Origin of the sequence: Streptomyces sp. NPDC046805 (genome assembly GCF_040645355.1) — a bacterium.
Taxonomy (GTDB): Bacteria; Actinomycetota; Actinomycetes; order Streptomycetales; family Streptomycetaceae; genus Streptomyces.
Map to the genome: position 1 here is coordinate 199,845 of NZ_JBEYYC010000004.1, position 14,564 is coordinate 214,408.

The window sequence follows — 14,564 nt, forward strand, 5'->3', positions numbered from 1 at the left end:
TGCAGGTCACTGGCTATTAAGCGGCTACTACAACCCACTTAAAACCAACTTGCTCAGCCGGTTCCAACCATCACGGGACCCTCCCAAACCAAAAGCCAATTTAAGTAACATTTAGCAGGGGAGAGTCCCCTCAAGGGGATCTCCTTGCCCTTTCCTTGTCGTTTCCTTGTCGACTGTCTGGATTCCTTGAGGCGTCGTTTCTTCCGCGTCGTGAAGGAGGCGCCTGACATGGCTGAAAGGGATTACGCCCACCGTGCCCGCGTCACCGGGCAGCCGTCGCCACTGGACACAGCACGGGAGTGCTTCACGCTGCTGGTGACCGGCCCGCAGCCGCTGTCCCTGGACGGCCGAAGCTACCCGGGGCTGCCCAACCGGCGTATCCCGCTCGATGAGTTGCGGGACCGGATGTTGCGCCGCCGCTGCCCGCGCCGTACCCGCGACGAGGTCTGGGCGCATCTGGTGCGGCAGTCCCGAGAGCAGGGTGCGACGTGGACGCTGGCGTGCGCGGGGATGGCTCTGCCGGCGCTGGCCGGAGTGGCCCGCTGGTTGGCGGCCCGGTTCCCCGGCGATGTGGTCGACCTGCATGCCGAGGTGCTATCCGGGTTCCTCGGCGGGCTCGCGACAGTCGACGTGGACCGACCAAGGGTGCTGGTGCGGCTGCGCTGGGCGGCCTACCGGGCTGGGTTCGCGGCACTGTCCGAGGCCCTGGACGCGCCCATGCCGGTGGCCGGGGCCTTCCGCTCGACGCCGCCGAAGCCGCCGTGGGGGCACCCGGACTTGGTGCTGGCTCGGGCGGTCCGTCAGTCAGTCCTCACCCGGACTGAGGCCGACCTGATCGGGTCCACCCGGCTGGACGAGGCGCCCATCACCGACTGGGCCGTCCGCCACCGAATGTCCACCGACGCCGCCTACAAGGCGCGCCAACGCGCCGAGCGACGCCTGGTCTCCTTCCTCCGCGAGCAGACCTCGGACACCGACCCGCACGACCCCGTCGCCTCCTGCCTCGCCGACGAACTCGCCCCGCACAGCCCGCCTTCCACCCCGGCTCGGCGGTCACCCTGTGTCACCACGGTGGGGCAGGGCGCCCCGGCAAGGACCCGTGAGAAATCCGCAGCGGCGGTGTCCAAATCCGGTGCCGATTCCGGCCTTCTGGGATGCGGGGGATCCACACCCGCCCTCGCGTCCAGCGTGTCTTCGGAGGTACACCGATGCGCCTGATCCCTCTGCGCTGCCGCCGCGCCCGTACCCCTGCGGACGCCGAGGCCCACCGTCGCCCCGAACATGAGTCTCACAGCGGCTGGTTGTGCCGAGGGCTGCTGCTCATCGGTTTGACCGCGCTGGTACTCGCCGTCGTCGTCTCTTCGGCGCATGCCGCCGAACCGGATCACCTCTTGGGGCTGGAGAAGTCGGTCAACGCGGTGCTGGACAACATCCGCAACTGGATCATGGGCATTCTGGCGGGTCTCGCCACAGTGTTCCTGTCCGTCGGCGGCGTGCGCTACGTCATGGCCGGGGGTGATCCCGGGGAGGTGGAGAAGGCCAAGACCGCCTTCAAGAGCGCCAGTTGGGGCTATGCGCTGGCGGCATTGGCCCCGCTGGTGGTCGAGATCCTCAAAGGGATCGTGGGGGCCTGATGGCCACCGACCAGGCCACCATCGTCCTGGCACACCGGCTCCCGGGTCCGGCTGTCTCCGGCCGGTCCGGGACCAGGCGCCCTGCCCAGCCGAACCCGCCGAGCCGCCGCAGCCGTTGGTGCCGCGCCCTGGTGCTCGGCACCGTAGTCCTGGCCGTGCTCGCCTCGGTGTTCTCCGCCTATGCCGACCCGAGGCCGAGCCCCGGCCCGGCGCCGGCCCCGACCGCCTCCCCCGAGCCCACACCGACACCATCAGGGACCGCGTCCTCGTGCTCGGCGTCGGACTGCATCCCACAGCCCAGCACATCGGCCGACCCGGTTCCAACGGCGGGAACCATGCCCCCGGCCCAGGCTCCCGAAGGCGACGACACAGGTGGAGTATCCGGGTGGATCGCCAAGGGCATCAGCAGCGCGATCACGGGCTTCTTCAAGTCGGTGATCAAGTTCGCGCTCAATCCGCTGCTAGAGCTGCTCAGCGGTACGCTGCTGACCACGCCGAGTCCGGCGTCCATGCCGCGAGTGGGCGAGCTGTGGACCAACTCGTGGCAGATCGCCCTCGCTTGCTACGCCCTGCTGGTCGCCATCTCCGGGGTCGTGGTGATGAGCCACGAGACGGTGCAGACCCGCTACTCGATCAAGGAAATTGCGCCACGGATTCCCTTGGGGTTCCTCGCTGCCGCCCTGTCGTTGTTCCTCGCGGGCAAGGCCGTCGACCTCGCCAACGCTCTGTCCCGGACCGCCATGGGCGGCGGCGTCAACGCCGATACCGCCGGGCCCGCGTTGCGCGACTTCGTGCTGAACTCCTTCAACTCCGACAGCGGCAACATCTTCCTCGTCCTGATGTGGCTTCTGACCATCGGGGTTCTGATCGCACTGCTGCTGACCTTCGTCGTCCGCGTGGCCCTCACGATCATTCTGATCGTCGCCGCGCCCCTTGCGCTGATCTGCCACGCTCTGCCGCAGACCGACGGGATCGCCCGCTGGTGGTGGAAGGCCTTCGGCGGCGTGCTGGCCATTCAGGTCGCCCAGTCCGTGGCCCTGATCACCGGAGTGCGGGTGTTCCTGACCCCCGGCGGATTCGGCTCCCGCGGTCTGTTCGGGCTCACCGACAACGGGCTGGTCAACGTGCTGATCACGCTGGCGCTGATGTACGTCGTCTTCAAGATCCCGTTCTGGATCCTGGGGTCGATCCGTTTCGGGCGCGGCCGCTCGTTCATCGGCGGTGTGGCCCGCGCGTACGTGATGTACAAGACGCTCGGACTGCTGCGCGGCGGGCGGGCAGTAGGCGGCGCTGGGCGCGGCGGTGCGCGCCGCACACCGCCCTCCGCAGGGCCGGGCGGCACGTCTCGTTCGCCCCGGCCGTCCGGCTCGGGGCCGTCCTCGGGCGGTTCGGGCCTCCGTAGCGGCAGCGGCAACCCCTCGCCTCCGGGGCCCGGCAGGCCGACGGGCGGCACGCGGCGCCCGCCGGGGCCGCCGCTGTTCCTCCAGCCGGTTCCCCTGGCTCCCGAGGGGGACAGGCCGACCGGCCCGGCCAGCGGACCGCCTCCGATGCCGGAATTCCGGGCTCCCGGAGACCCTCGACCCGGCACTTCCCCGAACCCGCGCGCCACACCGTGGGCAAGGCCTGCCCGCTCGCCCGGCGGCTTCCCTGTGTTCCAGGCACCGGGCAGTACCCAGCGCACTCCACCGACCAGGCCGACCGGCAGGCCCTCGGGTCCGGCCCGGCCGCGTTTCCAGCAGCCCACTTCACAGCCCCATGTCGCGCCCCGGCACGCCGCCCGGCCTCCCGCATCCGCCACTTTCCGGCCGCCGGTCCCCGAGCCCAGGCCCACCCCGATGCCCCGCCCGCGCACAGGCGCCCCACCCCCGGTCTCCTTCAACTCCCCGTCGTCTACCAGTCCTCCGCCCGTGAGGCCCACCCCACCATCCCTGCCATCGCGCCGTACCGGCGACGCACGCTCAGGAGGTGACTCGTCGTGACCCAGCCCGTACGCATCCCCGCCGACGTCGACCGCGAGGACACCGTCCTGGCCAACCTGACCGCCCGCCAGCTGCTGATCCTCGCCGTCACCGGCATCGTGCTGTACAGGGCCTGGTCTCTCACCCGCGAGTTCGTGCCCCTGCCGGTGTTCCTGATCCCCGCCGTCCCCGTCGCGGCCACCGCCGCTTTCCTGGCCCTGGGCAAGTGCGACGGGATGCCGCTGGACCGGTTGATGCTCGCCGCGTTGCGCCAGCGCATGACACCCCGCCAGCAGGTCGCCGCCCCGGAAGGCATCCACGCGGCGCCCTCCTGGCTCACTCGCCAGGCCACCGAGCCCGAGCATCCGGCCGGCGGCATTGCCCCGGCCGCGCTCCGACTGCCCGCAGAGGGCGTGAGCGAGACCGGCGTGATCGACCTCGGCACCGACGGGGTCGCGGTGGTGGCGGTGTGCAGCACCATCAACTTCGCCCTGCGCACCCCTACCGAACAGGACGCCCTGGTCAGCGCGTTCGGCGGATTTCTCCACTCGCTCACCGCCCCCGTCCAGGTCCTCATCCGTGCCGAACGACTGGATCTGTCCGCGCAGATCGGCGAGTTGCGCCAGCGCGCCCCATCGCTGCGGCACCCCGCTCTGGAAGCCGCCGCCCGCGAGCACGCCGACTACCTCGCCCAACTCGGCCAGAACACCGACCTGTTGTCCCGTCAGGTGCTGCTCGTCCTACGCGAACCTCTCGGTCCGGGCGCTCCCGCCGACGCCCTGGGCGCATCGCCCCTGGCTGCTTTCGCCCACCGCAGGAAAGCCCCGACCGGCGGCTGGGTCGAAGATTCCGCCGTCCATCGCGCCGCCGAAGCACGTCTGGTCCGCCGACTCGGCGAGGCAGTGGAACTCCTCGGCCCCATCGGCATCATCGTCACCCCGCTGGGCGCCGGGCAGGCCACCGCCGTACTGGCCGCCGCCTGCAACCCCGACAGCCTCCTGCCGCCGACCTCCGCGCTCGCCGGCACCGACGACGTCATCACCGCCATCGCCGCCTCCGAGGAAGACTGGCCCAGCCCCCAGGCCGCCTCCCCGTCCTGGAACGAGGGGCACGGGAGGGACGTACTGTGAAACGCTCGCGCACGCCCACCCGACACCAGGCATACCCGCAACCGGCCTGCGATGCCGGAGCGTTCGTCCCGGACTCCCTGGTCGTCGCACCCCGGCACTTGGAGGTCGGAGCTGAGCGAGTGGCGTCCTTCGCGGTCACCGGTTATCCCCGCGAAGTGCATCCGGGCTGGCTGCAGCCGCTGCTGACCTACCCGGGCCGCGTCGACGTCAGTCTGCACATCGAGCCGATCGACCCGGTCACCGCAGCCAACCGTCTCAGGCGGCAACTCGCCAAGCTGGAATCCGGACGCCGCCACGCCCAGGACCACGGCCGTCTCCTCGACCCTCAGGCCGAGGCCGCCACCGAGGACGCCTACGACTTGTCCGCCCGGGTCGCCCGCGGCGAGGGCAAGCTCTACCGGCTCGGCCTGTACCTGACCGTCCACGCCACCAGCCGGGAGGAGTTGGCCGACGAGGTGGCGGCGGTACGGGCGCTGGCCGCCAGCCTGCTGCTGGACGCCAAGCCCACCGCCTACCGCAGCCTCCAGGGCTGGGTCACCTGCCTGCCGATGGGCCTCGACCTGGTGAAGATGCGACGCACCTTCGATACCGCCGCGCTCTCCGCCGCGTTCCCGTTCACCAGCCCCGACCTGCCCCCGCCCGATCCCACCTCGGTCGCCGCCCCGTCCGGCGTGCTCTACGGCTACAACGTCGGCAGCCAAGGCCTGGTCCACTGGGACCGCTTCGCCCTGGACAACCACAACTCCGTCGTCCTCGGCCGCTCCGGCGCCGGCAAGTCCTACCTGGTCAAGCTGGAGTTGCTGCGTTCCCTCTACCGCGGCATCGAGAACTACGTCATCGACCCCGAGGACGAGTACGTCCGCCTCGCCCGTGCGGTCGGCGGCACGTATGTGCATCTCGGCGCCGAGGACGTACGGCTCAACCCCTTCGATCTGCCCATCCACACCCGTCCCGACGGACGGCGCACCGCGCCCAAGGATGCCCTGGTCCGGCGGGCCCTGTTCCTGCACACTGTCCTGGCCGTGCTGCTCGACTCGCAGATCTCATCGGCTGAGCGAGCGGTTCTGGACCAGGCGATCGCCGAGACGTACCAGCGGGCGGGCATCACCTCCGATCCCCGCACCTGGAACCGGTCCGCCCCGCTGCTGGCCGACCTCGCCACCACCCTGCACCGCTCCAAGGACCGGACCGCAGCCGAGTTGGCGGCCCGGCTGCATCCCTTCACCAAGGGTGCCTTCTCCGGACTGTTCGCCGGACCCACCACCACTCGACCCGACGGCCATCTGGTGGTGTTCTCCCTGCGCGACCTGGCCGACGAGCTCAAGCCCATCGGGACCCTGCTGACGCTGGATGCGGTCTGGCGCCATGTGTCCCATCCGGTGTTACGTCGGCCGCGGCTGGTGACGGTGGACGAGGCATGGCTGCTGATGAAGGAACCGGCCGGAGCGGAGTTCCTGTTCCGGATGGCCAAGGCGTCCCGCAAGCACTGGGCCGGACTGACCGTGGCGACCCAGGACACCGCTGACGTGCTCGGCTCCGACCTCGGCAAGGCGGTCGTGGCCAACGCCGCCACCCAGATCCTGCTGCGACAGGCCCCGCAAGCCATCGACGAGATCACCCGGACGTTCGACCTGTCCGAGGGCGAGCGGCAGTTCCTGCTGACCGCCGACCGCGGCCGAGGGCTGCTGTCGACCGGAACGCAGCGGGTCGCCTTCCAGGCCGTGGCCTCGCCCACCGAGCACTACCTGGTGACCACGAACCCGGCAGAGCTGGCCGCCTACGCGGACGGCGGCGCGGATGCGGATCCCGAGGCCTCGTTCCTCGATCTCGAAGCGGCCGACTCCCCTCGCGACACCGCCGTTTGCGGCAGCGAGGTCGATCTCGACATCGGCTGAACGGCCACGTCACCCCTCCTGGGCCCTGCGCATCGGCCTCTGGTCACAGGTCGCCCTAACCGTTTTCTCCTGATCTTCCTTTGAGAGGCCATCTATGTCGTCTCACGCATCGGTGCCTGTTCTCGTTCCCCGGCGGCCCACGCGGCTGCTGACCCAGAACCGCGAATTGCGCGCGATCGGCGTCTGGAACTGGACACTGCCCGCCTGGGCAGGTCGCTTTCCCGACGGTACGACCTACAACACCTGCCCCTCAGCCGGGATTTGCCGCGACGTCTGCTACGCCCGGTTCGGCACCTACACCTGGCCCACCGTGAAAGCCAAGCACCACGCCAATCTCCGCTTCGTCCTCGAAGACCTAAGCGGCTGGGAAGAGGCGATGATCACCGAACTCGGGCGCCGCAAGTTCCGCGGAATCTGGGTGCGGATCCACGATTCGGGCGACTTCTTCTCCGACGCCTACCTGCTGGCATGGCTGCGCATCATGCGCGCCCGGCCAGCGACAAACTTCTACGCCTACACCAAGGAAGTCGCCCGGTTCCGGGCCCTGGTAGAGCCTGATCCGCCGGACAACTTCGCCTGGGTCTACAGCTTCGGCGGAACCCAGGACGCCGCGCTCGACATCGACCGCGACCGCGTGGCCGACGTCTTCCCCGACGAGGACGCCATCGCCGCTGCCGGATGGCACTCGCAGGAAGCCAGCGACCTGCTGGCGGTCCTAGGTCCGCGCCTTGTGGCCATCCCCGCCAACCGCATCCCGCACTTCCTCAAGCGGCTCGGCGGCCGAACCTTCCGCTCCTGGCAGGCCGAAGTCGACGCCGAACGCCGTGCGCAGCGCCGCCAGCGCGGCGGTCTGCGGCTCGTACAGGAATCCGCCGGGCCCAGGCCGTTGGCTCCGGCTGAGCCCGACCAGGTGCCCGCCGCGAAGCGCCGTGGTCGGGCCGCCTGACCCCCGGTTTCTCGTCCTCGCCCCCTGGAGATCCCTGCCATGCTCACCAGCCACCTCCACTCCCCCACCCTCCTCGCGAACTCGGCTGACCCGGATTCTCCGCTGGAGAACTATCTGCGCGATCCCGGCGGGACGATGCACGCGGTCCTGTCCCACCTCGCGCAGTGGGCCCTCACCTGGTGGCCTATCGCTGTCCCGCTCCTGCTGCTCACCGCTGCCGGGCTCGGCAGGATGCGCTGGTGGTGGCGCCGCCACTGCCACCGGACGCTGAGCGCCGACGCCCGGATCGTCAGCGTGCTGCCGCCGCCCACCGCCGACCCAGCCGGAGCCGAAGCGCTGTGGGCGAACCTGCTCGGGCTGCTGCGGCCGGCCTGGCGCCGCCTCCTGACCGGCCAGCCCCACCTGGCCTGGGAGTACGCCTTCGATCGCGAAACGATCCGTATCCGCCTGTGGGTCCCCGGCACCATCCCGCCCGGAATGGTCGAGCGGGCGATCGAAGCCGCCTGGCCGGGTGCCCGCACCCGCACCTCCCCCGTACGGCCCTCCGCTTCCGTCGCCGGTCAACACATCGCAGCCGCCGGAGGCGAACTGCGCCTGGCCCGCCCCGAAGCCCTGCCGATCCGTACGAACTTCCCCGCCGACCCGGTCCGCGCCCTGCTGGGCGCGCCGGTCGGCCTCGGCGTGAACGAGGAAGCGGTGGTGCAGGTCCTGGCCCGGCCCGTCACTGGGCGCCGGGTCGCCCGCGCCCGCCGGTCCGCCCGCCGAGCCCGCGCCGTACAGTCCGCCCGTCCCGTCAGCCGTCTGCTGGACCTACTGACCCCGGGGATCCGGGCCACGCAGTCCCGTCGCACGGCTCCGGTACTGAATCGGCAAACAGCACTGGAGACTGCCGCCGAGGACAAGGTGATCGTCGCCAAGCAGCGCGGCGCCTCGTACGAGACCCGCATCCGCTACGCGGTGGCCGCGACCGTACCCGCCGGCCTCGCTACCGACAAACGCGCGGCCGTACGTGACCGGCTGCGTGGCCGGAGCCACTCCATCGCCAGCGCATTTGCCGCGTTCACCGAACACAACTACTACCGCCGTACCCGGCTCCGGCGTCCACGGCCCTACGTCAACGAACGCCACCTGAACAAGGGTGACTTGCTGTCCATCCCGGAACTGGCCGCCGTGGCCCACCTTCCGTGGGACGAGGCCATCCCTGGCCTTCAGCGCGCGGGTGCCCGCGCGGTGCCGCCTCCACCCGGCATCGCCACCGTTGGCTCGGCCGTGCGGCCCATCGGGCTGAACGACTCCGGCCACCACCGCCCGGTGGGCCTGCGTGTGCCTGACGCCCGCCACCATGTGCATGTCCTCGGCGCCACCGGCTCCGGCAAGTCCGAGCTGATGGCCCGCATGATCCTGGCGGACGCCGATGCCGGACGCGGCGTGGTGGTCGTCGACCCCAAGGGCGACCTGATCACCGACATCCTGATGCGGCTACCGGAAGACCTCGGCTCCAAGGTGATCCTCTTCGACGCCGACAGCAAGGCCCGACCGCCCGTCCTCAACCCGCTCGAAGGCACCGACGCAGCCCGCACGGTGGACAACCTCGTGTCCATCTTCTCCCGCGTCTACGCCTCCTCCTGGGGCCCGCGCACAGACGACATCCTGCGCGCTGGCCTGCTCACCCTGCGCGCGCAGGGCGGCATCCCGGTCCTGACCGACCTGCCGAAACTCCTGGCAGTCCCGTCGTTCCGGAAGCGGGCCGTCGACCAGATCGACGACGACGTCCTGCGGGGCTTCTGGTCCTGGTACGACGACTTGTCCGGACCAGCCCGTTCCCACGTGACCGCTCCACTGATGAACAAGCTTCGCGGCGTACTGCTGCGCCCCTTCGTCCGCGCCGCGCTCGCCGGAGGAACATCCACCGTCGACATGGATGCCGTGCTCGACGGAGGCATCTGCCTGGTCCGCATCGCCAAGGACGCCCTGGGCACCGAGACCGCTCACCTGATGGGCTCCATCGTGGTCGCCCGCACCTGGCAGGCCGCCACCCACCGCGCCCGCATCGCCCAAGGCCGACGCCAGGACAGCGGACTATATGTGGATGAGGCGCACAATTTCCTCAACCTGCCTTATGCGCTTGAGGACATGCTCGCCGAGGCCCGCGGCTACCGACTGTCCATGACGCTCGCCCACCAGTACCTCCGGCAACTCCCCAAGGAGCTCGAGGAAGGCATCAGCACCAACGCCCGCACCAAGATCTTCTTCAACGCGTCTCCCGAGGACGCCCGCCACCTCGCCCGGCACACCGAACCACGGCTGACCGCACACGACTTGTCCAATCTCGACGCCTTCCACGCCGTCGTCCGCCCGGTCCTGCACGGTGCCGAAGCCCCTGCCTTCACCGTCGTCACCGAACCGCTGCCGCCGCCCGTCCCAGGCCGCGCCAAGCAGATCCGCGCCGCAGCTCGCCGTAATGCCCGCCCCCAGCCGGTCTCGTCCCGCAGGGGACCAGTCGCGCCAACCGCCGACCCGCGCCGCCCTGCCTGAGCACCAGAGCCCCGCCCTCCTCCACAGGCTCGTGGTGCCGCACCGCCGTTTCACCATCGGCCTCACTCTCCGGAGGTGCACCGCCGTGATCACCAACCCCACTCCCCAGCGCTCCCTGCGCGGTCACCAGCCCCAGCGCCCCAGCCAGCGCACGGCCATCACCAGCGGCTACGTCGCCCGGCTCGCCACACGGCTCACCGAGCGCGACCGGTGGCTGGCCCGCATGCTCTACGAGCACCGCGTCCTGACGACCCACCAGATCGCCGCGATGGCGTGGCCGTCCGTACGAGCCGCCAACATGCGAGTGCTCAGGCTGTACCGGTGGCGTCTCATCGACCGGTTCCAGCCCTTCGTCACGTACGGCACGGCACCCATGCACTACGTCCTCGACCTTGCCGGAGCCGCCCTGCTCGCCCGCGAGGACGGCCTCGAACTGCGTGATCTGGACTACCGGCACGACCGAGCGACCGGCATCGCCTACTCCCTGCACCTGGCCCACACCGTCGGCACCAACGGCTTCTTCAGCTCCCTCGTCGCACACTCCCGCCGCCCGGACACCTCCGGCCAACTCACCGCCTGGTGGTCCGAGACCCGCTGCGCCAAGCACTTCGGCGACATTGTCCGCCCGGACGCCTATGGCCTCTGGCAAGACGGCAGCACCACACCTGCGGCGCTGGAGTGGTTCCTGGAGTTCGACTTCGGCACCGAGCGGCCGGACCGACTCGGCCGGAAACTCGTCGGCTACGCCAAGCTGGCCGCCACCACCGGCATCACCACGCCCGTCCTGGTCTGGCTGCCAACCACCCGCCGGGAAGCCCGTGTTCGCCGCGCCCTGGAAGCCGCTCTGGCCGGTCTCGACGATCCTTCACTGGTGCCGGTAGCCACCTCCAGCGCGGACTTCCTCGACGGCCAGGACAACAACGAGCCCACCGCAGCCCGTTGGCAGCCGCTGGACGTCCGGCACCCCTCGACCCGGCGCCTGCGCCTCGCCGAACTGACCCACGCCTGGCCGCATCTGCCGCTGCTGGGCAACTCGTCGAGCGACCCAGCCCAGGCCAACAGCCACGTGGTCAGCGGCCTCCTGCCGCCGTCCCCGCTGCCGCCCGGCCCGTCAGACCGCCGCCCACAGCGGTGATCCGCCATGGGAAAAGTCGCCGCCACGGCCCTGGGACTGCTGATGCTGGTCGCCGTCCTCGGCGGCGCTGGGGCCGGAGGCATGCTGTCGGCCTTCGGCAGTAGCGGCAGCACACAGCCAAGCAAGGCCGCCCTCACAGACGTCCCGTCCGACTACCTCGCCCTGTACATGGAAGCCGCCACCACGTGCCCCGGCCTGGACTGGTCCGTCCTGGCCGCCGTCGGCAAGACCGAATCCGACCACGGCCGATCGACACTCCCCGGCGTCCACAGCGGCGCCAACTACGCCAGGGCCCGCGGCCCCATGCAGTTCCTCTCCCCCACCTTCCAGAGCGTCGTCGCCAAGCACCAGCTGCCGGAGGGCGGCGCCACGCCGCCCTCGCCGTACAACCTGCACGACGCGATCTACGCCGCCGCCGCGTACCTGTGCGACTCCGGCGCCCGAACCGGAAAGAACATCCCCGGCGCCATCAAGACCTACAACCACGACGACTCGTACGTCTCGCAAGTCCTCGCTCAGGCCCAGATCTACGCCAGCAGCGCAGGCTTCGGCGCCGACACCAACCCGACCGCTGCCGCCCTCCAGGCAATCAACTATGCCCAAGGTCAGCTCGGGCTCCCCTATGTATGGGGCGGCAACGGCCCCGGCAACGGCGACGCCGGCTTCGACTGCTCCGGCCTGACCAAAGCCGCCTACGCCGCCGACGGAATCACCCTGCCCCGCACCGCTCAAGCCCAACACGACGCCGGCCCCCGCGTCCCCGCAGGACATAAGCTCAAGCCGGGCGACCTGGTCTTCTACGGCAACCCCAACGGCGGCATTCATCACGTCGGCCTCTACATCGGAGGCGGTCAGATGATCGACGCTCCCCGCCCGGGCAAGGCCATCAGGATCGCGCCGTACCGGTACCAGGGGGACGACTACTCGGGCGCTACCAGACCATCCGGAATGTGAACAAATATTCGAGCGTGAGGCTATCGCCTGACTGCTTCGGACGGACCGCAGGCAGCAACAAGTGCTCCGGCACTAAGGACGCGAGTTCATGTACCGCGGGACTCGGCCCCGTCCTGTACAAGGGCCCTCAGCAGGATCCAGCCCGGTGCTTGCTCACGAGGTCGGACGGCGGCTGTGAAGATCTCAGGATCGGCGAAGACCGGCTCGCCGTTGGGCCGGCGCGCATACGGTACGAATCCGTAGTCCACGCCATCGTGGGCGTCGTAGCTCATCCAGGCGATCACTTCACGTTCGCCCTCGCGCAGCGGGTGGTTGGACACCGCCCGTGCTTGGACGCTGTCGCCGGTGTCGACCCAGACCTGGGGAACGGCGAAGACGAAGCGGGAGGTGTGGTTCTGTCGGGCTTTCTCGGCCGCGCGCCGCTCGAACGCCGCAGCGGTGGGCTCGTCGCGCAAGTAGTCGTAGTCGGACAGCACGAGAGTGCGGTCGCCCTGCAACGCCACCAGCGCCGGGCAGTCCCGCTCGAGGATGGCCCGTTCCAGTCGGCCGGCAACGTCGAACAGCAGGCTCTCGGTGTCCGGGTTCACTTCAGTCGTCACTTCCCTGCAGCGGCGGCTCATCCCGGAGCTTGAAGTCGTGGTAAACGTCCATGATCTCCACGGAGACCCGGTCGCCGAGGTGGGCCAGGCGCAGCAGAGTGCGGCTGGTGTGGCTGTTCTGACGGCGTGCTGCGCGGCTCGGCCTTTCAAGCACTTCCGTACCGTCCAGCGCTTCTAGCGCTTCGGCCAGTTCTTTCACTGTGGCTCGGGCTTGAGCCAAGTCGATCCTCACTGTCCTACCTCCAGCCTCCCCGGGCAGTCTGCCGCATCCGGGAGACTTGCGGAGCCTGGCGCTACAGGTTAGTGGCTGGCCCGTTCGATGCTGGCCTCGACGTAGTCCGACAGTTGGTGGACAAGGAGATTGGCTGCCTGGGCGGCCTCCTGCAGGATAGCGACGGCAGCCTCGATCCCCGCCCGAGAGAGGTGCGGTTCTCCCAGCACCGCCATCGCCTTGGTCAGTACCGCGGCCTTCGGCGGACTGGGGGCGACGATGTCCAGCCACCAGCGGTAGACGCCTTAACCTCCATCATCCACAAACTCAGCGGCCCAGCCGATGGGCCAAGGCCAGGTGCACGGCGCCCGTGTGGCCCTCTCCCGGGCGGGAGCGCCCGGGAGAGGGTCGTCGACCGGCGGCAGGGAATGCAGACGAAAGCCGCCGCCGGAGTCTTGGATCGTAGGCATCGCTCCCTGCGATGGACGGTGTGTGTTTGTGGGCCAGGGCAGGACCGCTACCGGCCATGACGGCATCGGTTGCCAGGATCGAGGCGAGGCGTTCCCTCGTGCGCTCAGTGGTTGTGTCCGCCCGACGGCCCCGCGATACCGAGGTCGGGTGGCTCGCGGTAGTCGACTCCCGATTCGGGGGAGACGAGGTCTCCTGATTCGACGTCGTTGCAGTAGGCGTCGAACACCTCACCAGCAGTGAGGGGCTGGAGTCCGTCTCCGCGCAGTCGCCAGCCGTAGACCTGGTCGGTGGTGCCGGATGCGGTGGTGCGCATCACGAGTCCTCCGGCGCTGTGTGTCGCCATGCCGAGGGCGAGGACAGCGGTGAATTCCAGCGCTTCGCTCTCGTCGAGTTGGGTTGCGCCTTCAGCATTGTCGTCGGCGTGCAGGACGGCGACGAGGGTTTCGGGCGCGGCGGAGACACTGCACACGAGGTGGTGTTCGCCGGGGGCGGCGGTGTCGAGGATGCGCGCGAGCAGGTTCAAGGCGCGGGCGAAGGATGCGCGGCCGATGTCTTCCCCGCAGGTGGCACAGGGGCCTATTCGGGCGAGGGCGGCGGACGCGTACTCCCAGGTGGCCTTGCGGACAGCCTCGTCGATGAGATGGGGGACCAATTCGGACAGGGACTGTCCTTCGTAGAGAAGAGTAGGGCCGGTGGTGGCGAGCTCCGCGGTGAAACGGGTGCGGCTGGCCGAAGCGTCGGGGTCAAGGCCCATGTCGGCGCAGAACTCGGCGTATTCCCCGGGGTCGAAGAGAACGACCGTGGTGTGTCCGCCTTCGGCCGCGCGGTTCCGGAGTGCGGCTTCCACTTCCCGCAGATAGGACTCGTAGTCGTCAAAAGGGAAGGTGCGGTAGCGCCGCATCGCGGTGAAGTCCTGCTCGTCGGTGAGCAGGCCGATGGTGCCAGCGATTTCGCGGCGCAGAACGTGTTGCATCGAGTGCTGCTTGGTGGATGCCATAGTGGCCCCCTGTAGGTGCAGTTGATCAGTACGCGGATGGTTCCGGGGTCTCCCGGCTGACTCGACGCAGCGGAGTGCAAGTCAGCGAGCGTTGCGGCG

At 69.8% G+C, this 14,564-nt stretch carries 12 protein-coding genes; 9 read left to right on the forward strand and 3 right to left on the reverse strand.

Annotated features, from left to right (window positions below):
• Nucleotides 1–228 precede the first annotated feature (228 nt).
• From ABZ910_RS07110 to ABZ910_RS07150, 9 genes are all read left to right on the forward strand, one after another.
• Nucleotides 229–1,218: a hypothetical protein gene (locus ABZ910_RS07110; protein WP_361360425.1), complete on the forward strand. Its 990-nt coding sequence runs from the start codon at nucleotides 229–231 to the stop codon at nucleotides 1,216–1,218.
• Nucleotides 1,209–1,634 (forward strand): pilin, encoded by a 426-nt coding sequence (locus tag ABZ910_RS07115; RefSeq protein WP_361360427.1) that lies wholly within the window; start codon nucleotides 1,209–1,211, stop codon nucleotides 1,632–1,634. The genes ABZ910_RS07110 and ABZ910_RS07115 overlap by 10 nt, the downstream gene beginning before the upstream one ends.
• A 335-nt stretch (nucleotides 1,635–1,969) precedes the next feature.
• The gene (locus ABZ910_RS07120; RefSeq protein ID WP_361360429.1) at nucleotides 1,970–3,613 is read left to right on the forward strand and encodes a hypothetical protein; all 1,644 of its coding nucleotides are present in this window, start codon (nucleotides 1,970–1,972) and stop codon (nucleotides 3,611–3,613) included.
• A complete protein-coding gene (locus tag ABZ910_RS07125; RefSeq protein ID WP_361360431.1) occupies nucleotides 3,610–4,722 on the forward strand; it encodes a PrgI family protein in 1,113 nt (370 codons plus the stop codon). The genes ABZ910_RS07120 and ABZ910_RS07125 overlap by 4 nt, the downstream gene beginning before the upstream one ends.
• 119 nt (nucleotides 4,723–4,841) lie before the next feature.
• Entirely contained in the window at nucleotides 4,842–6,617 is a 1,776-nt protein-coding gene (locus ABZ910_RS07130; protein ID WP_361360433.1) for a DUF87 domain-containing protein, read from the forward strand.
• A 94-nt stretch (nucleotides 6,618–6,711) separates the two neighbouring features.
• The gene (locus tag ABZ910_RS07135; RefSeq protein WP_361360435.1) at nucleotides 6,712–7,563 is read left to right on the forward strand and encodes a hypothetical protein; all 852 of its coding nucleotides are present in this window, start codon (nucleotides 6,712–6,714) and stop codon (nucleotides 7,561–7,563) included.
• A 39-nt stretch (nucleotides 7,564–7,602) separates the two neighbouring features.
• Nucleotides 7,603–10,098, forward strand: a complete 2,496-nt coding sequence (locus tag ABZ910_RS07140; RefSeq protein ID WP_361360437.1) for a DUF87 domain-containing protein — start codon at nucleotides 7,603–7,605, stop codon at nucleotides 10,096–10,098.
• An 85-nt stretch (nucleotides 10,099–10,183) separates the two neighbouring features.
• The gene (locus ABZ910_RS07145) at nucleotides 10,184–11,233 is read left to right on the forward strand and encodes a replication-relaxation family protein (RefSeq protein ID WP_361360439.1); all 1,050 of its coding nucleotides are present in this window, start codon (nucleotides 10,184–10,186) and stop codon (nucleotides 11,231–11,233) included.
• A gap of 6 nt (nucleotides 11,234–11,239) precedes the next feature.
• Entirely contained in the window at nucleotides 11,240–12,187 is a 948-nt protein-coding gene (locus ABZ910_RS07150) for a C40 family peptidase (RefSeq protein ID WP_361360441.1), read from the forward strand.
• 86 nt (nucleotides 12,188–12,273) lie between these two features.
• Here ABZ910_RS07150 and ABZ910_RS07155 read toward each other — a convergent pair whose 3' ends face one another.
• From ABZ910_RS07155 to ABZ910_RS07165, 3 genes are all read right to left on the reverse strand, one after another.
• Nucleotides 12,274–12,774, reverse strand: a complete 501-nt coding sequence (locus tag ABZ910_RS07155) for a hypothetical protein (RefSeq protein ID WP_361360443.1) — start codon at nucleotides 12,772–12,774, stop codon at nucleotides 12,274–12,276.
• Nucleotide 12,775: 1 nt separating this feature from the next.
• Nucleotides 12,776–13,018, reverse strand: coding sequence for a hypothetical protein (locus ABZ910_RS07160; protein ID WP_361360445.1), 243 nt, complete (start codon nucleotides 13,016–13,018; stop codon nucleotides 12,776–12,778).
• Nucleotides 13,019–13,571: 553 nt separating this feature from the next.
• Nucleotides 13,572–14,465, reverse strand: a complete 894-nt coding sequence (locus ABZ910_RS07165; RefSeq protein WP_361360447.1) for a hypothetical protein — start codon at nucleotides 14,463–14,465, stop codon at nucleotides 13,572–13,574.
• Between the last annotated feature and the right edge of the window lie 99 nt (nucleotides 14,466–14,564).